Source organism: Streptomyces sp. NPDC006134, from assembly GCF_040628835.1.
Lineage (GTDB): Bacteria > Actinomycetota > Actinomycetes > Streptomycetales > Streptomycetaceae > Streptomyces.
This window is the reverse complement of sequence record NZ_JBEXTV010000036.1, coordinates 14,304-37,039: the sequence shown is the minus strand read 5'-3', so window position 1 is coordinate 37,039 and position 22,736 is coordinate 14,304. Positions and strand designations below refer to the sequence as shown.

At 72.4% G+C, this 22,736-nt stretch carries 14 protein-coding genes; 4 read left to right on the top strand and 10 right to left on the bottom strand.

The features are described from left to right. Window positions 1–3: 3 nt before the first annotated feature. On the bottom strand, window positions 4–1,320 hold the full coding sequence (locus ABZ340_RS23015) for a sugar ABC transporter substrate-binding protein (RefSeq protein WP_358783683.1): 1,317 nt from the start codon (window positions 1,318–1,320) through the stop codon (window positions 4–6). A 193-nt stretch (window positions 1,321–1,513) separates the two neighbouring features. Here ABZ340_RS23015 and ABZ340_RS23010 point away from each other — a divergent pair, with 193 nt between their 5' ends. Further along, complete coding sequence (locus ABZ340_RS23010) at window positions 1,514–2,836, top strand: ROK family protein (protein ID WP_358783682.1); 1,323 nt, start codon at window positions 1,514–1,516, stop codon at window positions 2,834–2,836. Between the two features lie 6 nt (window positions 2,837–2,842). Here ABZ340_RS23010 and ABZ340_RS23005 read toward each other — a convergent pair whose 3' ends face one another. The 5 genes from ABZ340_RS23005 to ABZ340_RS22985 all read right to left on the bottom strand — a co-directional run bounded on the left by ABZ340_RS23005 (window position 2,843) and on the right by ABZ340_RS22985 (window position 12,039). Further along, window positions 2,843–5,302, bottom strand: coding sequence for a glycoside hydrolase family 3 C-terminal domain-containing protein (locus ABZ340_RS23005; protein ID WP_358783681.1), 2,460 nt, complete (start codon window positions 5,300–5,302; stop codon window positions 2,843–2,845). 119 nt (window positions 5,303–5,421) lie between these two features. Continuing rightward, the gene (locus ABZ340_RS23000; RefSeq protein ID WP_358783680.1) at window positions 5,422–6,498 is read right to left on the bottom strand and encodes a DUF1996 domain-containing protein; all 1,077 of its coding nucleotides are present in this window, start codon (window positions 6,496–6,498) and stop codon (window positions 5,422–5,424) included. 89 nt (window positions 6,499–6,587) lie between these two features. Next, window positions 6,588–8,741, bottom strand: coding sequence for a discoidin domain-containing protein (locus ABZ340_RS22995; protein WP_358783723.1), 2,154 nt, complete (start codon window positions 8,739–8,741; stop codon window positions 6,588–6,590). A gap of 294 nt (window positions 8,742–9,035) precedes the next feature. After that, window positions 9,036–11,264, bottom strand: coding sequence for a discoidin domain-containing protein (locus tag ABZ340_RS22990; protein ID WP_358783679.1), 2,229 nt, complete (start codon window positions 11,262–11,264; stop codon window positions 9,036–9,038). Window positions 11,265–11,571: 307 nt separating this feature from the next. Continuing rightward, window positions 11,572–12,039, bottom strand: a complete 468-nt coding sequence (locus ABZ340_RS22985) for a hypothetical protein (RefSeq protein ID WP_358783678.1) — start codon at window positions 12,037–12,039, stop codon at window positions 11,572–11,574. 271 nt (window positions 12,040–12,310) lie between these two features. On the opposite strand from ABZ340_RS22985, the gene ABZ340_RS22980 reads away from it, so the two are divergent. Beyond that, complete coding sequence (locus ABZ340_RS22980; protein ID WP_358783677.1) at window positions 12,311–13,945, top strand: translation initiation factor 2; 1,635 nt, start codon at window positions 12,311–12,313, stop codon at window positions 13,943–13,945. A 10-nt stretch (window positions 13,946–13,955) separates the two neighbouring features. Here ABZ340_RS22980 and ABZ340_RS22975 read toward each other — a convergent pair whose 3' ends face one another. Beyond that, window positions 13,956–16,016, bottom strand: coding sequence for a tetratricopeptide repeat protein (locus ABZ340_RS22975; RefSeq protein ID WP_358783676.1), 2,061 nt, complete (start codon window positions 16,014–16,016; stop codon window positions 13,956–13,958). Window positions 16,017–16,236: 220 nt separating this feature from the next. After that, a complete protein-coding gene (locus tag ABZ340_RS22970; protein WP_358783675.1) occupies window positions 16,237–16,914 on the bottom strand; it encodes a macro domain-containing protein in 678 nt (225 codons plus the stop codon). A 328-nt stretch (window positions 16,915–17,242) separates the two neighbouring features. On the opposite strand from ABZ340_RS22970, the gene ABZ340_RS22965 reads away from it, so the two are divergent. Then, window positions 17,243–18,862, top strand: a complete 1,620-nt coding sequence (locus tag ABZ340_RS22965; protein ID WP_358783674.1) for an ADP-ribosyltransferase domain-containing protein — start codon at window positions 17,243–17,245, stop codon at window positions 18,860–18,862. Between the two features lie 107 nt (window positions 18,863–18,969). Here ABZ340_RS22965 and ABZ340_RS22960 read toward each other — a convergent pair whose 3' ends face one another. Together ABZ340_RS22960 and ABZ340_RS22955 are read right to left on the bottom strand one after the other, a co-directional pair. Beyond that, window positions 18,970–19,683, bottom strand: a complete 714-nt coding sequence (locus ABZ340_RS22960; RefSeq protein ID WP_358783673.1) for a hypothetical protein — start codon at window positions 19,681–19,683, stop codon at window positions 18,970–18,972. Window positions 19,684–19,992: 309 nt separating this feature from the next. Next, window positions 19,993–20,949 (bottom strand): LysR family transcriptional regulator, encoded by a 957-nt coding sequence (locus tag ABZ340_RS22955; protein WP_358783672.1) that lies wholly within the window; start codon window positions 20,947–20,949, stop codon window positions 19,993–19,995. Between the two features lie 133 nt (window positions 20,950–21,082). On the opposite strand from ABZ340_RS22955, the gene ABZ340_RS22950 reads away from it, so the two are divergent. Next, window positions 21,083–22,534 (top strand): MFS transporter, encoded by a 1,452-nt coding sequence (locus ABZ340_RS22950; protein ID WP_358783671.1) that lies wholly within the window; start codon window positions 21,083–21,085, stop codon window positions 22,532–22,534. The last annotated feature ends 202 nt before the right edge of the window (window positions 22,535–22,736 follow it).

Here is a 22,736-nt window from a genome sequence, read left to right as displayed (position 1 = left end):
CGCTCACTTCTTGGGCATCTGCTGCTGGGCCTTGTCGAGCTTGGCCCGCACCGACTCGGTGGTCACCGGCCGGCCGGCGGCGGCGTCGGCGAACAGTTCCTTGACCGCGGTGCCGACGACGGTCTCGAACTGCGACTCCTCGGGGACCTGCGGCAGCGCGGCGGCGCTGGTGGTGAGGGTGTCCCGCAGGACGGCGAGCGCCGGGCTGTCGAAGGCCGGATCCTGTTGGGCGGACTTGACCGGCGGGATGGAGCCGTAGGCCTTGTTGAGGATGATCTGTTCCTCGTCGCTGGTCATGAACTTCACGAACTTCTTGGCGCCGTCGATGTTCTTGGTGTTCTTGAAGACGGCCATGTTGATGCCGGCGACCATCGAGTTGGTCGCGGTGCCCTGACCGGGCTTGCCGGACCGCACGGGGGCGGGGGCGACGCCCCACTCGTCCTCGTCCATGCCGTACGTCTTGAAGGTCGCCGAGGCGGTCTGCCACAGCACCATCGCCGTCTTGTCCTTGGCGAAGTCGCCCAGGGACTGGTTCTGCGCGTACTCGGCGTTGCCGGGCGCGACGATCTTGTCCTTGGCCATCAGGTCGACGTACTGCTTGACGGCCGCCACGGCCCCGTCGGAGGTGAAGTCCGGCTTGCCGTCGGGGGTGAAGAAGTCCGCCCCGTGCTGCTTGCCGAGGACGAAGACCTGGTGGATGTTGTTGGAGAGGTTCGATCCCTCGGCGCCCAGCCCCCACTTCCCGTCCTTGGAGAGCTTCTTGCCGGCCTGGACCAGTTCCTCCCAGGTGGCCGGCGGCTTCGCTATCCCGGCCTCGGCGAACATCTTCTTGTTGTAGTAGAGCGCGTAGGCCATGGAGTACAGCGGCACGGCGGCCGGGTCCTGGCCCTGGACCCCGGTGGAGCCGAGCGCGGACTCCACGAAGCGGTCCTTGCCGCCGATCGCCTCGAAGTTCTTCTCGTCCCAGGGCAGCAGGGCGCCGCTGGACTGGAGCGACGCGCTCCAGGTGTTGCCGATGTTGAGGACGTCGGGGCCCTGGCCGGAGGTGGTGGCGGTGAGGATCCGGTTGAGCAGGTCGCTCCAGGGCACGACCTCCAGCTTCACCTTGATGCCGGTCTGCTTCTCGAACTTGTCGAGTTCGGGCTGGAGGACCTTCTTGTCCACCTCCAGGTTGGCGCCCTGGTTGGAGGCCCAGTACGTCAGGGTCTTCGGCCGCTCGTTGGACCCTTCCGTGCCGGTCGTCCCCCCGCCGCAGGCGGCCGCGGCGAGGACGAGCGAGAGGGTGACGGCGCCGACGGCTGCGGCTCGGGTTCTGCGCATGGCTCCAGAGGCCTTCCGGGAGGTGAACGGACTTCGCCTGCGGGGAGGGTGCGACACGAGTGACGTCCCGTGTTCGAGCCCTGAAGCACCCCGCCGCTTAATTTACGGTGTGAGTTAAACCTCAAGTGAAGGTCGCGTCAAGGCCTCGGTGCCATGTAAGTTGCGTGCAGGACACCGGAAACGAGGGGGCAGGGTGAAGATGCGCAGCGGCCGTACGGTGCGTGACCTGCGGCGGGAGAACCGCACCGCCGTATTGCAACGGTTGTATTTCGACGGGCCGCTCAGCCGGTTCTCGCTCGGGCCCGTCACCGGGCTGAGCTCCGGCTCGGTGAGCAACGTGGTGTCCGAGCTGGTCGCGGAGGGGCTGGTGGAGGAGGCCGGCAGCGTCGACTCGGCCGGCGGCCGCCCCCGCACCCTCCTGCGGATCAGCGCGCACAGCGGCTACATGATCGGCGTCGACGTCGGGGAGACCCGGGTGCGGATCGAACTGTTCGACCTCGCCCTCACCGAGCTGGCCCGGGTGGAGAAGCCGCTGGAGACCGAGGGTCCGCGCCGGGTCGACCGCTACGACGTCAACGTCGTCGTGGCCCACCTGCGCGAGGGCATCCCCCAGGTGCTGGAGCAGGCCGGCATCGCGGCGGACCGGCTGCTCGGCGTCGGGATCGGCGTGCCGGGCATCGTGGCCAGGACCGCCGAGGACGGCGCCGTCGTGCACGGCCAGACCATCGGCTGGGACGCCGTCCCGCTGGAGCGGCTGCTGCGCGAGTCCCGGCTGCTGCCCGAGACCGTGCCGTACTACATCGACAACGGCGCCAAGACGCTCGGCCAGGCGGAGATGTGGTTCGGCGCCGGGCGAGGTGCGCAGAACGCGGCGGTGGTCCTCTTCGGTTCCGGCGTCGGCGCCTGCGTGGTCGCCGATGACATGCGGTCCGGCATGGCCCTGGAGTGGGGACATCTGACCGTACGGGTACGGGGACGGCACTGCCGCTGCGGCGCGCAGGGCTGCCTGGAGGCGTACGCCGGCGCCGAAGCGCTCCTGGAACGGTGGGCGGAGGCGGGCGGACGGCCACCGGCCGGCGCGGACGAGGAGACCGCGCTGACCGCGATGCTCGCCGCCGCGTACCCCGCCCCCGACACCGAGGGAGTGACTCCGCCGGCCGACGCGACCGCTCTGGCCGTCCTGGAGGAGACCGCCGAGTACCTCGGCGCCGGCTTCTCCGACCTGATCAACCTGTTCCAGCCCGAACGGATTCTCGTGGGCGGCTGGGCAGGCCTCCAGCTCGGCCGGCGTTTCCTCGACAGGGTGCGCACCTACACCACGTCGTACTCGCTGAAGTACCCGGCGGCGCGCGTCCGGATCGACCTCGGCACCCTCGGACCGGACGCCGTCACCGTCGGAGCCGCGATCCTGCCACTCGCCGACTTCTTCGCCCGCGGTGGCCGCCGCACCGAGGCGGACCCGGAGCAGCAGAGCCCCGTGTGGCAGACCAGCCTGCAGGAACGGGCGGCGCAGTGAGGGGCCTCAGCCGGTGAGCGCCCGACGCTCGACCGTCACCTCCCCTTCCCACCACAGGTCCCCCGCCGACCTGCCCACCATGATCCGATACGGCCCAGGCTCCGTGGACCAGGCGCGTTCCTCCTCCGACCAGTGACGCAGGGCGCGGGGCGCCACCTCCACCTCGGCGGTCACCGTCCGGCCCGCCTCCGCCCGGACCGCCGCGTAGCCGGCGAACCAGCGTACGGGCCGCTCCACGGCCGACCCCGGCCGGGCCGCGTAGACCTGGACGACCTCCCGCCCGGCGCGGTTCCCCGTGTTGCGAAGGCGTACCCGCACGGTGAACGCGTCGCCCGTCGTGACCCTTGCCGGCACCTCGACGGCTTCGTACTCCCAGGTGGTGTACCCGAGTCCGTGGCCGAACCAGAAGGCCGGTGCCCGGCCGGCCCGCAGCCAGGCCCGATGCCCGATGTGAAGTCCCTCGGCGTAGTCGAGACGACCCCCCGCGGGTCGCGTACGCGTCACGGGCGTGTCCGCGAGAGACGAGCCCCAGGTCGTGGGAAGCCGCCCGCCGGGCTCCTCCACCCCGAACAGTACGTCGGCGAGCCCCGCGCCCGCCTCCTGTCCCGGGAACCACGCGAGCAGCACCGCGCCCACGTCCTCCCGCCACGGCAGCTCTACCGGACCGCCGCTGTTGACGACCACGACCGTGCGCGGATTGGCCGCGGCCACCGCGCGCACGAGGTCGTCCTGCCGCCCGCCGAGGGACAGATCGCTCCGGTCGTATCCCTCTGTCTCGTCGTGCTGGGTGGTACCGACGACCACGATCGCGACGTCCGCCTCCCGGGCCGCCTCCGCCGCGGCCGCCATCGCGCTCTGCGCATCGGGCTCCGGCGGCGCCGCGGTGACCACGGTGGCGCGCCCGCAGCCGGGGACCAGCTCGCGCCGCGCCACCACGTGCACCGGCCGCTTCGAGGTCAGCTCCGTCCGTGCCTCCCGCACTGGTGGATTGACATGGACGACCGCCGGGTCGTCCGTCTCACGGGGGAACACGCCGTCCAGGATCGTGAGTCCGCCGACGGTGAGCGTCATCCGGCCGAAGCCGCCGACGCCGAACGTCCACTCCCCCGTCCGCCGCGGCCGCAGCACGGCGCTGATCTCCACCGTGTGGGCCCCCGGAGGCAGATCCGGTTCGAGCTGACGGCCCGAGAGGCGATGCTCCGCGCGCAGTTCCCGCCCCGACTCGTCCAGGACGCGCAGCAGCACCCCGGGGGCGCCGGACCTCGGGTCGCTGCACCGGTCGGTGTCGAGCGGGGCCGATGCGAGGCCCGGGGGCGGCACCCCGGGGACGTGCACCACCCGGGCGCGGCCGCGCAGCCGGGCCCGGATCCCGGCCAGCGGGGTCACCACATCGAAGGGAAAGACACCCGCGCTGCCGCCGCCCTGCGTGCGGGGTGACGCGGCGTGCGCGCCGATGACCGCGACGGCGGACAGCGCCGCCGGATCCAGCGGAAGCACTCCTCGGTTGCCGAGCAGCACGGAGCCGGCCGCGACCGCCCGGCGCAGCAGCGCCCGGGGCTTCGGTGAGTCCTGCACCGGCCTGCGGCGCCGGCGAGGCGGCGTGAAGGCGCCCACCCGGTCGGCGAGCCGGAGCAGTCGACGCACCTTGTCGTCGACGGCTTGCTCCGGAACCCGTCCGTCCTTCACCGCCTGCACCAGCGCGGCGCCCCAGGGACTCTGCGGCCCTGGCATCGCCAGGTCGAGAGCGGCGCGGGCCGGCTCCTCGGTCGACCGCACAGCGGCCCAGTCGGACACGACGACCCCGTCGAACCCCCACTCCCGTTTGAGTGGCTCGTCGAGGAGGGGATGGGACGTCATCGTCACGCCGTCGACGCGGTTGTAGCCCGCCATGACGAGCCACACGCCCGCCTCGACGGCCGCCTCGAAGGGTGCCAGGTACACCTCGCGCAGGGTCCGCTCGGACGCGCGCACGTCTACGGTCAGCCGGTCGGTCTCGGAGTCGTTCGCGACATAGTGCTTGGCCGTGGCCGCCACACCATGGGCCTGGATGCCCCGGACCAGTGCGGCGCCGGTGCGGCCCGTCAGTTCGGGATCCTCCGAGAGGCACTCGAAGTGCCGGCCCCCGAGCGGGGTCCGGTGGAGGTTGAGCGTCGGGGCCAGCACCACGTCGACGCCCTTGCGGGCGGCCTCCGCGGCCAGCAGCCCGCCGAGCTCCTCCACCAGCCCCTCGTCCCACATGGCTCCCAGGGCCGAGGCGGAGGGCAGCAGCGCGGAGGGGCGTCGCTCGTCCCACGCCTCACCGCGGACGCCGGCCGGCCCGTCCGACATCACCATCTCCCGCAGACCGATGCCGGCCTCCCCCGCCGTGCGCCATGTCGTCGCACCGGTGAGCAGGCGCACCTTCTGCTCAAGGGTCAGCTCTGCGATGTGCCGGTCGAGCACCCTGTCGTCCCTGTCCGGGTCCATGTCCCGCCCCTCTTCTCACGGTTGCTCGGTCCTGGCCCTTGCCGGTGGCGCCGGGCAGGGCAGAGGGCCCGGCCTTCCTCGCGTGAGCGGGAACGGCCGGGCCCGGGTCGTACGGCCGGTCAGGGCAGTCGGTAGTCCGCGTTCAGGACCGCGCCCCGCTCCGGGTGGTACAGGTCGTAGCCGCGCGCGTCACACTGGAAGCCACCCACGATGCAGTGGTCGACCAACGCCTTGAGGGTGCGTTCCTCCCACGCGTTGAAGAAGTCGTAGTGGAAGGAGTAGCCGCGCCCACTGGCCGGCCGGACCTGGCTCATGTCGCCGTTGACCGGGAAGGCCATCTTGAACTCGATCATCGGCACGGCGACCGGGTGGGAGGCCGGGCACATGTTGTCGTTGGTGCCGGGCTTGACGACCGGGTAGGCCATGTGGCTCTTGTGGTCGGGGGTGTCGAGGTACTTCCCGTCCCAGCAACTGGGGGCCTGCATACGGATGTTGAGCTGTACGTCGGGCCGGCTCGGACAGCTCGCCGGGATGTCGACGTTGAAGAAGCTGTCACCGCATTCCCAGCCCTCGACGAAGCCGCGGTGGCGGCGGAACTCGTCGGCGCTCTGCATCGGATCGCCCACGACGAACCGCAGCCCCTTGGGGAACGGCCGCACGCTGGTGTAGTCGGTGACACCGGCCTTGTAGTAGATGACCTGCGGGCCCACCGGGAGGATCTTCTTGTCCCCGTTGTACAGGGAGGGCATCCAGTACGCGGAGCCGTCGGCGGGTGCGAGACACTTGGTCTCGCCGCCGTAGAGCGAGTTGGTGGTGCTGTGCGCGTCGGTCGAGGTGTTGCCCATGAAGGTGTGGTCATGGGACTTGCCCGGCTGCCCCGGGTACACGATCGGGTCGTCCGGCGCGGTGTGCGTGACGGAGCAGTTGGCCTGGAACTCCTTGTGGTACCGCGGCGGCGGAGTGTGCGTGGACGGTGTGACGCCGGTGACCTGGGGGACGGCCGGTATGTAGCCGTCTCCGTCGGGGTCGTCTCCGGACGCCTGGGTCGACACGGCCGTCGTGTGTCCGGTGTGACCGCCGGCCAGGGCGGGACTTCCCGGATCGGCCGCGGTGGCGACCGTGCCGAGACCGAGGACGGATGCGACGAGAGCGCTGCCGAGAAGGAGCGCGGGGAGTCGTTTCGTACGCCATCTCATGAAGGGCCTCCAGCCCATCGGTGGGGGGATGGTGGCCCGGCAGGGGGCTGAGCGCTGCCCCCTGCCGGGGGCCTGGCGCGGTGCGTGCGTCAGCTGTAGACGCCGAACTCGTGGAGCGAGTAGCCCCAGCCCGTCCCCCTGGCCGTCAGGTGGAGACGGACGTGCCGTGCGGTCGCCGCGACGTCGATGGTGTCGATGTCGCCGTTGCCGGTCGTCGTGGAGTGGACCGTGCGCCAGGTGGTGCCGTCGTCGGACACCTGGACCTCGTAGGACTTCGCGTAGGCCGGGTCCCAGTGCAACTGGAGCTTGCGGATCGCGGTGGGGGCGCCGAGGTCGACGCGGATCCACTGGGGGTCGCTCCAGTCGCTGGCCCAGCGGGTGTCGGCACGGCCGTCGGTGGCCTCGGCGGGCTCGCAGGGGCAGTCGCCGTACGACGCCTGGAAGGAGGAGGCGGTGGTCGGCTTGTTCAGCGCCACGTTGGTACCGGTGACCGGCGGGGCGACGACCTTCACCGACTTGGTCTCGATACCGGCGTTCCCGCGTCCGTCCTCGGCCTGGATGTACACCTTCCACACGCCCAGCTTCTCGGGCGCGGTGACGGCGAAGGTACCGTTCCCGGTGGAGCGCCAGCGGGCCTCGACGAGCCGTTTGTCGCCGCTCGCGTAGTTGCCGCTGAGGAAGATCTTGTACGTGATCGGGTCGCCGTCCGGGTCGCGGACGTCGGCGCGCACGCTGAACTCCCCGCCCGCGGGGGCCGAGGACGCGGGGCTGACGGCCATGTTCGTGATGACCGGGGGCGTGTTGTCGCCGCTGGACGACCCGGTGTAGGCCTTCTTGACGGCGTAGTACGACAGGCGCTTGAGGCCGTCGGGCAGGAGGTTGAACCAGACGCCGCCGAAGTCGTGCTCGATGCCGTAGTGGAAGAGGGTGGCGCCGAGCGCGACGCCCCGGTGGCCGGTGACGCAGTTCCACGCCTGGGTGTAGCCGTCCGCCTTCTGTACGTCGGTGGGCTCGTCGGGGACACCGTTGGCGTCGTCCGGCACCTCCCACTCACCGGCGGGCCCGCCCTCGGTGATGATGTAGGGCTTGGTGTAGCCGCCCGCCTCCCAGTCCTCCTGCACGTTGCAGATGTCGCCGTAGGAGTTCATCGAGTACAGGTCGAGGTCGGGCGCGTTGCGCTTGTAGTAGGGCCAGGCACCGGTCCAGGCGTCGGTCGAGGTGACCGGGTGATCCGGGTCGATCGAGTGGATCTTCTTGGCCACGTCGTTGACGAAAGAGGTGTAGGCGTTGCGCTGGGCTTCGAGTTCGGTGCCGCTGTAGCAGTTCTGCAGTCCGAGCACCGATTCGTTGCCGACGTTCCACATCAGCGTGGCCGGGTGCGACTTGTAGGTCTCCACCCACTTCGCGAACTCGGTCAGCATGTTGTTCTTGTACGTCGAGTCGGTCACGTAGTTCACGCAGCCGCCGCTGCCCGGGCCGCCGCCCGGCTGGAGCCAGAAGCCGTTGATCACGCGGATGCCGTTGGCCGCCGCCGAGTCCAGCAGCGGCTTGGTGCCGCCGTCGGTGCCCCAGGTGCGGATCGTGTTGACACCCATCGACTTCACGTCCGGCAGGTACTTCGGGGCATCGGCGATGGCCGGTCCCCAGGTCAGCCCCTTGACGGTGTACGGCTGATCGCCGACGGTGAGCTGCCAGTTCCCCTGGGAGCCCGTCACCCGGACCGCGCCCGTGAGGGGCGGCGGAGCGTCGTCCGTGTTCCCGTAGACCTGGAACTCCCACAGGGAGTAGCCGTACCCCCCGGACCGTTCCGTTCCCAGCATCCGCACGTAGCGCCCGGAGCCCGTCAGGGCGAGGTCGTCCGTGCCGCCGTCGCCGCCGGTCACGGTCCTCAGCGTCCGCCAGTCGGTGCCGTTGTCGGACGCCTGGATCTGGTAGCTCCTGCCGTACGCGGCTTCCCACGTCAGGACGGCCCGACTGAGGTTCGCGCGACGGCCGAGGTCGACCTGGAGCCACTGCGGATCGCTCCACTGACTGGACCAGCGGGTGCCGGTGAGATTGCCGTCCACGGCCGCCGACGCGGCGTAGGCGTCGCCCTCGTGCGACGAGGAGGTGGCGGGCCTGCCCTGCGACAGCAGGGTGTCGGCGGCTCGGGCCGGTGGGGCGGCGAGGGTGAGCGAGGACGCCACCAGCGCGCCGAGAGCCAGCACGGACAAGCCGGCCGGGCCGGTGCGGCGGCGGGTCAGGGCGGGTGGGGAGGGGGGTCTGGACACATCTGCTCCTGGCAGGTCGGTGTGCCGGGTGGGGAGCGCTCACCAGGGGGATCCCCGGTCCCCGTTCGGCGCGTGGCCGCGGCGTGCCGCCCGGTTCGGGACGGCACGGTCGCGTGGAGGGCGTGACGGGGCCGCGGCCCCGGGCGCCCGGTTCAGGCACCGGGCCGCGGGGCCCCTCCGGGCCGGGGCACGGGGTTGTCACCCGGACCGGAAGGGGGTCGGTGCCGGCCCACTTGCCGGATCATCCGGCGGCCGGCGGACGGTGTGTCAGGGGAAGGAGACGAGGGTGGACGGCACGGTCGAGGTGCCGGCCGGGACCGTGGACGCTCCGGTGTCGTTGATGACGTGCTCGTAGTGGCCCATGCCGCCGAGGGAGACCACCAGCAGGCTGTGGAACTTGATTCCCGGCTTGACCGGGGTCTTGAAGCCGTGGTCCTGGCGGATCGTCGGGTCGACGTTGTAGTTGCAGTAGCTGCCCAGGCCCCATGCCTCGTGGGTGTCCACGGAGTCGTCGACCCGGTAGGCGGCGTAGCCCTTCGTCGCACCGTTCTGGATGGCCGCCTGGTTCGGGGCGTCGTACGCCTTCTCGTTCTGGTAGAAGATCGTCCGTCCGCGCTCGCCGTACCACTCGACGTCGTACTTGTTGAAGTGCTCGACGAACAGTCCGGTGGCCAGGACGTCGTCTCCGTTGACGCGGACGCCGTAGTCGGCCCGGTTGGTCTCCCAGCCGACGCCCTCACCGTGGTCGGCCCGCCACACCCAGGTGTGGTCGACGATCGTGTCGTGGCTGTTGATCACCATGCTGGTGGTCGCCTTGCCGGCGTGCGCGCCGCCGATCCGGAGGTAGACGTCCTGCACGGTGGTCGGGTTCGCGGCGTGGTCGGCGGACGCGCCCTGCGGGCCGACCTCCAGCAGCGTCGGGGAGTTGACCACGCCGGCGTCGATGAGGAACCCGGCCAGTCGCACGCCGTCGACGTCGGCGACCTTCATCGCGGTCACCCCGTTGTCCGGGACGATCGTGGCCAGGCCGAGGCCGAGCACGATGGTGTTCGCCCGGTCGACGTCGATGGTCTGGTCGACGTGGTAGACGCCCGGGGTGAACAGCAGGTGCAGCCCCTGGGCGAGTGCCTGGTTGATGGTGGCGGCGGTGGCGCCGGGCTTGACGACGTAGAACCGGCTCAGCGGGATCGACTCGCCCTGCGGAGTGCCGTTCGCCCAGGTGGTGCCGCGCGCGTCGGTGCGCTTGGCCGGTACGAACACCTTGTACTCGTCACCGTCCAGGTACAGGAACGGCTTCTCGCGCGAGATCGGGGTGTTCGCGAGGGTGGTGTAGCGGGGCTCGGGGAAGCTGGTCGCCGGGGCACCCTCGACACCCGAGAAGACCTGGTTCCACACGGAGTTGGACCAGCCGCCGATGGCGCTGTCCCGGGTGTACCACTGCTGCTGCGAGTAGTTGCCGACCTGGCCGTCGATCTTCGAGTCGGCGATGTAGCCGCCGCTGGCCCAGCCGTAGCCGTTCGGCGCGAGGTTCAGTCCGCCCTTGACGTGCATACGACGGAACGACGCCGCCTGGGAGACCGCCCACCGGTTGGTCCCGCTCACCGGGTTCAGCGCCAGGTTCTCGGCCGCCCGCCAGAAGTTCTGCGTGGCGTTGCCGTTGAACCAGCCCGCGTCGACCGTCACGTCACCGTTGATGGTCGTGTCGTCGGGCTTCAGGCCGAGGCCCGCGATCTGGGTGTAGAAGCCGATCTGCGCGTTGAGGCCGTGGTACGTACCCGGCTTGAACAGGAACGCGTGCCGGCCGCTGCCGAACTGCGCCGACTCCTGCTCGCGGAATACCTCGTCCAGCTTGGCCTGGATACCCGGCGTCGACGGGTCGAAGACGTGCACGTTCGGGCCGAGATCGCCCCCGCCGGGCAGCTGCGGACCTCCGGTGCCGCTCTCGCCGTACACCTTGAACTCCCAGAGCGAGTAGCCGTACTGGGTGGCGCGGGCCGTGCCGTACACGCGGATGTAACGGGCGTCGCCCGTCACGGTGACGGTGTCCGTGCCGCCGTCGCCGGTGGCGGTCTGGTAGGCCGTCGACCAGTCGGAGCCGTTGGCGGACAGCTCGATGCGGTAGCCCTTGGCGTACGCCGCCTCCCAGTCCAGGACGACCTGGCTCACCTTGGTGCTCGCACCGAGGTCGACGCGGATCCACTGCGGGTCGGAGTGGGCGCTGGACCAGCGGGTGCCGGAGTTGCCGTCGACGGCCGCGGTCGCCGGGGTGCCGCCGTGCTCCTGGCTGGAGGCGGTGACCGGCTTGCCCTGGGAGAGCAGTACGGGCGCGGCCTCGGCTTCCTGGGCGGGCGCGAAGGTGAGAAGGGTGGCGGCGAGAGCGGTGACCACCACGCCGACGACGCCGCGGCGGCCGGGTCTGCGGAGGACCGTGGCCGGGGCACGGCGGCCGGGTCTGCGGGGGAACGGCGCTGCTGGGGGTATGCCGACTGCGGGCATGAGGGGACTCCTGGGATGGGACCGACGTGGGAGAGCGCTCTCCGGAACCTTGCCCGCCGCGGCAGTTGGGGTCAAGGACACTGACACCACTTTTCTTTTGGCTTTCATTAAGCAGGGGGCATCGCCGGGCGGTCATGGTGAACGGGGACGGCCGGGGCCGCGCGGCCCCTCACGCCACGGCCCCGGATGCCCCCGGACGCCCCTGCCCCCGGACGCCCCGGACGGCGCCGGGCCGCGTCCGGAGCGCAGGCCGGGGCCCCGGCTGACCGTGGGTGGGAGGGGGGCGCCGGTCCGCCCGCCGGCCGCCTCAGCCCCGCCGGTCCGCCTGCCCGAGTGCCTCTTGCGCGGACTCGACGAAGTCGCGTCTCGCCCGTTCCAGATCGTCGAGGGAGCGGCTGCCGGCGAGGAGGCCGACCAGGTCGCGGGCGGAACGGGCGACGCCCTCGGGGCCTTCCAGGAGCACGGCACCGAGAGCCCGCTGCAGAGCGGAACGGGTCGTGGACTGCCCTTCACCGGTGCGCCGCGCCAGCAGAGCCTCCTCCGCCGCTTCCAGGAACCGCGCATAGGTCTGCCGCCGCGCCTCGTGCAGACGAGCGGCTCGCTGTTCCTCCAGTGTCATCCGGACCGTCTCCAGCAACGCGTCCGCCTGCCGGTCCCCCGCGTGCCGCGCCGCCTCCGCCTGCCGGTGACCCGCCCCGCGGGTGAACCACCCCGTGACGAGACTTCCCAGCAGTGCCGAGCCGGCCGCGAGCACGGCGATCCCCCACTCCGTCATGGGCCCCATTCTTCACCTCCCACCGGAGCGCATCGCGAGGTGGGCCACGCCCGGCGGCCCGCCCGCGCGGGCTCGGCCGGCACCGGCCGGTCGATACGATCACCCCATGCCCGCGAACAGAGAACCCCGGCTGAACTGCGCAAACGGCATACCTGACGCGCCTGACCCCGGTAGAATCGGATACTCGACGGGCGACGGGCGACGGGCGACGGGCGACGGGCGACGGGCGACGGGCGACGGGCGACGGGCGACGGGCGACGGGCGACGTGAGGTGCTTTTCGCCGCGCGGTCGGCCACGGCTCTGCACCGGCTTCTCGACGTGCTGCCGGTCTTCGCCGGAGACGACCGGATCGACCGGTCCTACACCCTAGTTCCGGGTTCCGACTTCGACGTCGAGGCGCTGACCGCCGTCGAGCGCGCCGGAGCGCGCACCGTCCCCTGGGAAGAGGCGTGCCGCCGCTCCTACGACCTGATCCTGGCGGCCAGCCCGAAAGGCGACATCGGCCTGCTGCGCGGCCCGCGGGTACTGCTCCCGCACGGCGCCGGTTTCAACAAGAGCGTGCGGGGGGAGGGTTCGGGCCGGGTGCCCTCCGGCCTGGACCCGGCGTACCTGCTGCCCGACGGCCGCGCCCTGGCCTCCGTCCACGCCCTCGCCCACCCCGGTCAGGTGCACCGGCTGGCACGCCTCAGTCCACGAGCCGCGGCACGGGCCAAGGTGGTGGGCGACCCCACCCTGGAGCGCTTGCTGGCGTCCGTCTCGCACCGGGACCGCTACCGGGCCGCCCTGGGCACCGGTGCGCGGACGCTGGTCGTCCTGACCTCCACCTGGGGCCCCGAATCACTGCTCCGCCGGCGCCCGGGGCTCCCCGCGGAGCTGGTGGCCGCGCTCCCCCACGACGCGTACCAGGTGGCGCTCGTCCTGCACCCCAACGAGCGCAGCCGGCTCGGTTCCTTCGAGCTCGCCGAGCGCCTGTCCCCGGCGCTCGACGCCGGCCTGGTCCTGGCGGAAGCGTACGAGGAGTGGGCCGCGGTCCTCGTCGCCGGGGACGCCGTCGTCACCGACCACGGCTCCACCGCGCTGTACGCCGCCGCCCTGGGCCGCCCGCTGATCGGGGCGTACGACGGGGGCGAGGAACTCATACCCGGCAGCCCCCTGGCCGCGTTCCTGGAGCACGGACCGCGGCTGCGCGAGCCGGGCCCCGAAGGGCTGGAGGCGGCCCTGGCCCGGCACCGCCCCGAAGCCGTGCGGGCCTTGGCACGCTCCGCGTTCGCCGCACAGGGGCAGGCGCTGGACCGGCTCCGCGAGGAGGCGTACCGGCTGCTGGACCTCACGCCTTCGGCGGTGCCCGTCGGCGCCCGCGTCCTCCCCGCGCCGCGTGCGCCGCTCCGTACTCCGGCCGCTTTCGCCGTGCGGGCCGTACTCGACGGTTCCCGGGTGACGGTGGAACGCTTCCCCGCCTACACCGGCGCGCCCGCACACCATCTCGCCGCCGAACACGGCACGGCCGACGAGCGGCACGCCCAGAGCGCCGCACTCCTGTACCGCCGCGCGACGCGGCCGACGGGTGCCCCGCACGGCGTGGCGTGGACGGCGGGCGGATGGACCGCGCACACCCTCGACCGCTACCCGGGCTGCCGCACGGCCGCCGCGGTGCTGTCCCCCTCGTACTGCCTGGTCCGCGTGCGCGGCGGGGCGCTGCTGCGGGTGCGGATCTCACCGTGCCGGGACGGCGGCCGCATCGTGCGGGCCGACCCGGCCGCGGTGCTCAGTGCCGTCCACGCCTGGCTCGGCGGCCGGCCGGTCCCGTCGCGGATGCGCGCCTCGGTCACGTGCGTGATCGGGGGCCGCTCCTTCCCCGCCGAGCTGTCCACCGCGGCCGACGGGGAGGCCGAGAACGCCCTGTGACGCACGTCCGTCAGGGGGCCATGCCGTTGCGCTCGCGGATGGCGGCCGCCGCCGCACGGTGGTCCCGGGCCTCCTCCGTGCGCCCGGTCTCCTCGGCCAGGGCCGCTAGCGCGTCGAGGACCCGGGCTTCGTCCCCTTCGGCACCGCGGTCGCGCGCGCCGGCCAGAGCGGTCTCGTACAACGCGCGTGCCCGGTCCGCCCGGCCGAGGCCGCGCAGCACGCCGCCCAGGGCGAAGCCGGTGCGCGCCGTCATACGGTGCCGGCCCAGTTCGCCGGCCATGGCGTGGGCCTGTTCCAGCAGGGTGACGGCCCGCTCGAGGTCCCCGAGCTCGGCCATGGCCTGGCCCCACCGGTAGGTCTGCAGCATGACGCCGTAGTCGTTGCCGATCGCGCGGTGCGTCTCACGGGCCGTTCGGAAGTCCGCCGCGGCGGCGGCCCAGTCCCCTCGGGCGGAACGCAGCATGCCGCGGAACTCGACGGCCGACGCGGCCAGCTTCCGGTCCCGGTCCGAGTCGCCGAGGGTCTGTGCCGCGCCGAGCGCCTGCTGCATCTGCTGCTCGGCACCGGCGAAGTCCTCCCGCTCCCACAGGGGCCGCGCCAGCTGGCATCGCATGCGCACCAGGGCGGGTACGTCTCCGGCGCGCTGCGCGGCGGCCACCCCCGTGCGGAACGCCTCGACGGTGCCGGTGCCGTGCGGGTGGTCGAGGAAGTGCGTCCACAGCGGCTCGCACAGCGCCCACGCCTGTCTGTCCAGGCCCCGCGCGTAGGCGATGCGGACGCACGCGTGCAGTGCGTGGCGCTCGGCCTCCAGCCACGCCAGCGCCCGCCCCGCCGGGCTCGTGGACGCCTGGCCCGTGGACGCCTGGCCCGTGGACGCCTGGCCCGTGGACGCCTGGCCCGTGGACGCCGCGGCCCGTACCGGTCCGGCCTGGTCCGGCGGTTCGAACCGTACGTCGGGGGCGCCCTCGACGGGTGGTTCGGGGTCGGCGAGGGTCAGGCGGGCCCCGGCGGCGAGCGCGTCGGCCCGCTGCGCCTGCCGCAGGTACCACCGGACGATCCGGTGCTGCCCTTCCGCGGTCTCCCGTTCGCCGCCCTCGCGGACCGCGCAGCGCGCCGCGTGCGCCCGCAGCAGTTCCGGCAGGCGGAACCGCTCACCGCGGCCGTCGAGCAGTCCGGCGTTCTCCAGTTCCTCCAGTGCCTCCACAGCCGCCTCCGGGCCGCATCCCGCGAGCGCGGCGGCGCTCTCGGCCGTGAAGGCCGGCCCGGGAGCGCCGGCCAGCAGCCGGTACAGCGACGCGGCCCGGGCTCCCAGGCCCCGGTAGGCCGCGTCCCAGACGCGCTCCACCACCGGCAGTCCCTTCTCGTGCAGTTCGGCGGTCAGGTCGTCCAGCAGACGTGCCAGGGGACGGCGGCGGTGTCTGCGCATCCAGCGGCCGGCGACGTGCAGGGCCGCGGGAAGCCCGGAGCACAGGCGCACCAGGCCGACGGCGGCCTCGGCTTCCCGGAGCAGCCGGGGATCGTCCGCGACCCGCCGCAGCAGCTCCATGGCGTGCCCGTCGTCCAGCGGGTCGAGCGCCAGCTCGACCACGGCTCCGCTCTCCAGCTCGTACAGGGGGCCATGGCTCGTGACGATCGCGAGGCTCTCACCGGAGGCCGGCAGCAAGGGTGTCACCTCGGCTCCGTAGCGCGCGTTGTCGACGATCACCACCAGCCGCTTGCGGTCGGTCTGCGCCCAGTACTGCTTGCAGCGGGCCTGGAACGAGTGCCCCAGCCACTCCGCCCCCACGCCGAGGGAGCGCAGCAGTTCCCCCAGTACGTCGGAGACCTCCACCGCTCCGTCGCGCCGCAGGTCGTCCAGGTCCACGTACAGGACCCCGTCCGGATAGCGGTCCCGCTGCCGGCGTGCGATCCGGAAGGCGAGCTCCGTCTTCCCGGTTCCGCCCAGGCCGCTCAGCGCCAGGACCAGCGGCCGGGACCGCCCGCCCCACTCCGCCACCGCGCGGAAGGCCCGCGCCTGCTCCTCCTCCCGGTCCACGAAGCACGCTGTTTCCGGGGGTACTTGGTACGTCATGCAGAGCTGACTCCGATGTCTCGACGCTGTCCGGCCAATACGACGATCGCGGCCTCGGGGACCGCATCCGGGTCAGGGCCCCGGGCCGGGACCCGGGCCGGAACCCGGTCACGGCCAGGCGCGTGCCAACCCTAAGGGAGACCGGCCCAGTTGGGCGGCGCGTGCGCTTCCCGGCGCGTGGGCCGGGCGGCGGGATCCGGGCGCGGGAGCGGGCCGCCGGTCAGCGGCGGGCGGCGCGGCGCCGGGGCGGCGTGATGCGTATCCGCTTCTCGGCGGGGACGTTCTCGATGTCGTCGAGCTGCGCGACGATCGTGCTGCGCAGGTCGTCGTCGTCCTCGAAGGAGTAGTCGTTGAACAACGTGTAGCCCGTCCACATCAGGTTGGCGCACACCCGCGCGGGCACCCGGCCGGTCCGGGCTCCCATGCCGACCAGCGCCACCGACCCGATGCTGCCCGGCGCCCCGTCGTTCTGCCGGTGGACCGCCTGGAAGGCGGCGGCGCACGCCAGGGCCACGTTCAGGGTCTCGCTCACGTTCTGCGAGGACTTCTCCATCGTCGGCGTCGAGATCAGGAACTTCGGGGTGCTCGCCCCGGACGGGACGCACACCGCGCTGCCCACGGGGAGACGTCCGGCGAACCGGTCGCGGATCGCCCGCTGCACGCGCAGCTGGATGCCCGCTCCGAGGTGCCGCTTGATGGCCGCGTCGACCCCGCCGTCCATCCGGCCCCGGGAGTTGGTCGGGCTGACCCAGGCGTCGACGTCCTCGTCGAGGATCGAGCCTTGGCGGATCTCGATGCCGGGGGTGTCGGCGAACGCCGCCCGCCACGCCTCCACCACCTGCGTGTCGATGTCGGTCAGCACCACCCTGAGTGCCGGCTGTACGCGGTCCACGGTCATCGTCCACTCCCGTCGAGAAACGGCTTTTCCACTGCTCACGACGCTACCGTGCCCCACTGACAACGACCCGGCGGGCGAAGGACCGTGACGCGGCGTCACGATTGCCGGTGCACCGGTCCGGTGTTAGCCTGCCGCCAGATTTCCGCTGATCACACCTTCGGGTGATCACGTCTTCGGATCCGGCGTCCCCGACGCGTACCGATCCGCTCCCCGCGCGTGGCTCTCGGCTTCCTCCGCCCTCGCGTGCGGGACGTCCGCGCGGAGATCACTCCTTCTCGCCGGCCATGCCCCTGTCCGCAGGGTCCGACACTTCGGAGTCCCGTCCGCAATGAGCGATGCCGCCCTTCCCGCCCAGTCCGGTCCGCATGACCCACTGGCTCTCACGGAGTTGTTCGAAGGCGGCGGTGAGCCATGGCTTCCGCTGCTCAAGCCGGTCATCGAGGCGCAGCCGGACGCGGACGCGTTCATCGGCCCGGACCGCGGCCCCGAGGTCGTTCCCGTGCGTGAACTGACCTTCCAGGCGCTCAAGCCCCACCCGCCGCACAAGTGGAAGGTCGTCGTCTTCGGCCAGAACCCGTACCCGCGGCCGGAGAGCGCCACCGGCATCGCCATGTTCGACAACACCTTCCACGACTGGGAGGACAGCCGGTTCGGCAGGGTCGTCAGCATCCGCTGCATCGTCAAGGCGGCGGCGATGTGGAAGTACGGCATTCCCAAGAAGACCCCCATCGCCGATGTCCGGGCCCTTTTGGAGAAGCAGGACACCGTCCAGCCGCCGGAGTGGTTCCAGGCGATGCTCACGCAGGGTGTCCTGCTGCTGAACGCGGCCCTCACCGCCGACGGTGAGGGGGCGAGGGGGGCCGGCCGGCACACCGCGTTCTGGCGTCCGGTCGCGGAGCGGATCGTCGAGGAGATCCTCAAGGCCAAGCAGAACGCCGACGAGGGGGACCGCGGTGTCGTCTTCGCGTGGTGGGGGGCGCACGCGCGCAATCTGAAGAAGGTCGTCCTCCGGCTCCAGAAGGAGTACCCCGGGGTCGAGGTCCGGCACATCGACCACCCCAATCCCGCGGCGCAGGGGGACATGTTCTGCGAAGGCGACCCTTTCGGGGTGGTGAACGCGGCCCTCGCGTCGCTGGGCGCCGACGAGATCGACTGGCTGCCGAGCAAGGGGTGGGACAGGCCCGGGGCGGCGGACGGCGGGGCGGACGGCGGCGTCGCCGAACGCATGGGCGCGTTCATCGCGTCCACCATGGAGCTGCACCAGCTGTATCTGGAACGGCTCGCCGGCGTCAAGGACGAGGGACTCGCCCTCCCCGCGATCACCGGTGTGTTCGACACCCCGCTCATGGGGTTCCGCGACGCCGTCGCCCCGGTCGCCCGGCTGCTGCCCGGGCTCGGCCGGCACGTCGAGCTGTCGCACGCGTTCGGCGAGAGGCGGGCGGACGATGCGGACGGCGGCGGCCTGTCCGCCGACGCGATCGCCGCCCTCCACCTCTACACCTGCGAGTCCGCGTTCTACCGGGAGCTCAACGCCGTCCTGCGCTCCCCGGACCGGACCAGGCTCGTCCCGTACCTGCCCTATCTGCGGCTGCTGTTCGCGGCGGTGGCGCGGCTTCCCGTCCGCACGGAGCCGTTGTGGCGCGGGGTGTCCCTGGACCTGCGGTCGCAGTATCCCCGCGGGGGGACCGTGACCTGGTGGGGTGTGTCCTCGTGCACGTCCGAGCTCGGCGTCGCACGGGCGTTCCTGGGCAGCCGCGGCAGACGGACGCTCTTCGAGGTGGTCCCCGCGCGGGCCGTGGGCATCCGCGGTTTCTCCGCGTTCACCGGCGAGGAGGAGTTCGTCCTCCTGCCGGGTACGCGGCTGAAGGTGACGGACGTGAAGACCGAACGCGGCGGCCTGTGCACGGTGAAGCTGACCGAGCTGGACGAGCCGCCCCTCGTCTCCTGAGCGGGCGCCGGAGCCGGGCGGTGTCCGCGACGGCCACGCCGATGGCCACCCGATGGTCGCCTTCCCTAGGCGGGGGGTGTTGCCGCCGGGTCCGGTGGAGTGTCCGGTCACCGGCCGTTCAGCCAGACCCGCAGCGGCCCGACCGGTTCGAAGCCGTGGCGGACGGCCGCGGCCAGCGCCTCGCCCCGTTCGTAGCCGACCACCGGTGAGGCGGGAAACAGGCGGGACATCGCGTCCAGTACGACCGGCCAGGCCACGTCGAGGCCGCCTTCCAGCGCGAAGAGATCGGTGATCCCCACCACCTGTTCGCTGCGGCTCGCCACCGCACCGGCGGCCATCCGGCCGTCGGCGGTGCGTCCGGCGAGCACGAACGTGGCGGGATCGTCGAGCAGTTCGGGCCGGAAGAGGTCCGCGTTGCCGTCCCCGCGGTCCCAGGCGAGCGCCCAGGCGCGCAGCGTGTCCGGCTCGTCCACCACGTCCCAGGAGAGGTCCGTCGCGGGGGCGGGCGCACTCGCCGGGCGGTGGATCCACTGTGCCTCGAACAGCACCCGGAAGCCGGCCTCGGCCAGGTCGAGGTCGCCGAAGCTGTCCTTGACGGAGGCGCCGGGCGCGGCGGTGTCGATCCGGGCCACCAGCGCGGCCGGATCGGCGCCCGGCACCAGCGTCACCGCGTCGGGGTGGTAGAGCGGTGTGCGGGACGGAGCGGTCCACGCCTGTTCCCCGAACTCGCCCGGCGCGCCGTGCGCCCGGCTCATCGCCGCGCACCGCTCGGCGTTGTTGCGGGCGGCGGCCCGGACCAGAAGCTGTCGCGAAGTCGTCACGCGTGGATCATGTCGGTTCCGGCCCCGCCCGTCGAACGGTTTCCGCAGGCGGTCGGCGCCCGAAGGCTTGTCGGCCGGCTCCGGGCATCACGTGCTCGCCGGCCGCAGGCGGTCGGCGAGGGCGGAGGGGCCGAAGTGGCCGAGATGGCCGAAGCGGCTGAGATGGCCGAAGCGGCCGAGGTGACCGGTGGCGGACTGCGCTTCCCGGCTCGGTCCGGCCGGGGTGCTTTGGACAGGCGGTGACCGCCGCGCCGACGATGCCGAGGGCCCGGCCCGAGCCGGTCTTCCGCCGCGGTGGGGTGCCGTCGCTCATGACGGCACCCCACGGATTCGGGTGTTCTCCAGACCGCGCGTGTTTCTTCCGGTGTCCCCCCGCACCACGTCCTTCGCCACCTCGCGGGCGATCCTGGCGAAGGTCCGCACCGCGCCGGTGGCGTGGCCGGCCCGCCACACCAGGCCGTAGCCGGTCGGCTCCGCGTCCGCGAAGGGGATGTAGGCGACACCGGGGCGGGCGTAGTACGTCGCCGTGTGCGCGGGTGCGAGCAGCGCGCCCCTGCCGCCGGCGACCAGCATCAGCGCCTCCTGCATGTTCGTCACGCCGGGGCCGCGGGGGATCGGCCGGCCGCTCGGTGTGCGCGCGGGGACGTGGTGTTCGAGCCAGTGGTCGGGCACCTGACCGGCGATCGTGAGCAACGGCACGTCGGCCAGGTCCTCCAGGGACACCGACTCCCGGGCGGCGAGCGGATGCGCCGAGCCGATCGCGAGGACGCGCTCCTCCGCGAGCAGTGTCGGCCCCTCACCCAAGTCTTCCTCTCGTACGGGAAGTTCGGTGATCTGGACGTCGAACTCACCCTTGCGCAGCTGCCCGTACGGGTCGGCGAGCGGCACCTCGCAGATCTCCACGGCGAGCCCGGGGTGGCTGGCGCGCAGGGCCTCCGTCGCCTTCAGGACGATCTCGCCGGTCAGCGGGTTCGAGAAGCCGACGTGCAGCACGGTGTCGATGCCGCGCGCGGTGGCGGACGCCCGCTCCAGGGCGGCCTCGATCGCGCGGTGGTGCGGTTCGAGATCGGCGCGCAGTTGCCGGCCGAGCGAGGTGAGGGCGACGCGGCGGCTGGTCCGCGTGAACAGCGGGGCGCCGACGCGGCGTTCGAGTCGCCGCACGAGCTGGCTCACCCGGGCCCGGGACAGCCGCATCCGGTCGGCCGTGCGACCGAAGTGCAACTCCTCGGCGAGGAGCAGGAAACACTCCAGTTCATCGCGTTCCATCGACGTTCCCCAGGTCGGCCGGATCGGTAAGCCTGGTTGAACGAACGTTGCGGTCTTCGCCGTTGTTCCCCCACCGCGCCCTGATCGATGGTTTTCGCACCGGCAACGTCCCCACAACCATCGAGGAACCGAGATGAGTCCACAGAAACCGGCGGCTGCGCTGAGCGCACGCGAACGGGGCGTCCTGCTCGTCCTGTGCGGCGCGATCTTCCTGGAGGGCATCGATGTGGCCATGCTCAACGTGGCCCTGCCCTCCATCCGCGCCGACCTCGGGTTGTCCACCGGCTCCCTCCAGTGGGTCATGAGCGCGTACGTCCTCGGATACGGCGGCTTCATGCTGGTCGGCGGGCGCGCCGCCGACCTCTTCGGGCGCCGGCGGATGTTCGTCCTCTGGCTCTCGGTCTTCCTGCTCTTCTCCGGCCTGGGCGGACTGGCCACCGAGGAGTGGATGCTGATCGTCGCCCGGTTCGTCACCGGGGTCGCCGCCGCCTTCATGACCCCGGCCGGCCTGTCCATCATCACCACCGGCTTCGAGGAGGGCCCCCGGCGCGACAAAGCGCTCCTGTTCTACTCCGGCACGGCGGCCGGCGGCTTCTCGATCGGCCTGGTCGCCGGCGGGCTGCTCACCTCGGTCGGCTGGCGCTGGGTGTTCTTCGCCCCCGTCGTGCTCTCCGCGCTGATCCTGTGCGCGGCGCTCGCCCTCGTGCCCAGGCACGCGCGTCCCGACCGGGCCGGCCGGAGCATCGACCTGGTCGGCGGCGTCACCGTCACCGCCGCCGTCGTCCTGCTCGTCCTCGGCGTGGAGCGCGCCACGCACACGAGCCACGCCTGGACCGCCGGCACGCTCGGCGCGGGCCTCGCCTTCCTTGCCGCGTTCGTCGTCACGGAACGGCGCGCGGCGTCCCCGCTGGTCCGCCTCGGTGTCTTCCGCAGCGGCGCCCTGGTCCGCGCCAATCTCGTCGGACTGCTCTTCGCGGCGGGCTTCTTCGGCTTCCAGTTCGTGGTCGTCCTCTACCTCCAGGAGCTGCGCGGCTGGTCGACCCTGCAGACCAGCTTCGCAATGATCGTCATCGGCGTCGACGCGGTCCTCTCCCCGGTCCTCACCCCCCGGCTGGTGAACCGCTTCGGCAACGCCCGGGTGATCTTCGGCGGGCTGCTGCTGGCCTCTCTGTCGTACGCTCTGTTCCTGCCGGTCGGCGCCGACTGGACCTATTCGGCGATGTTCCCCGGCCTGATCCTCCTCGGGCTGGCCTTCTCCCTCGCCTACGGTCCGCTCACCATCGTCGCCACCGAGGGCGTCCGGGAGGAGGAACAGGGCCTGGCCGGCGGTCTGCTCTACACCTCCTTCCAGTTCGGTGCCGCGATCGGCCTGTCCACCGTCACCGCCGTCAATGTCGCGGCCACCGCGTCGACGGCGCCCGGCGCGCTGCTCGACGGCTACCGGGCGGCCCTGTGGGTCCCGCTCACCGCGGCCCTGCTCGCCACGCTGATCAGCGCCTTCGGACTGCGCACCAGGCCGGCGGTCACGGTGCCCGCGGTCGCCGGACCAGCCGACCGCCCCGCCGAGGTCCCCGCCTCCCGCTGATCCCCCTGGAATTTCCCCGGAATTCCCCTGGGATTCCCCTGGGATCCTCCTTGAATACCCGTCACGACGCCGCTCGCGTCGGCGCCCTCTCCACGCGGGCCGGTCGCGAGGCCGCCGGACACCATGCGCGGGCCGCCCTTTCGGGGCGGCCCGCCAGGGTGGACCCCGTCCCCGCCCGGGACGGGTGCCGGCGCCGGTGCCG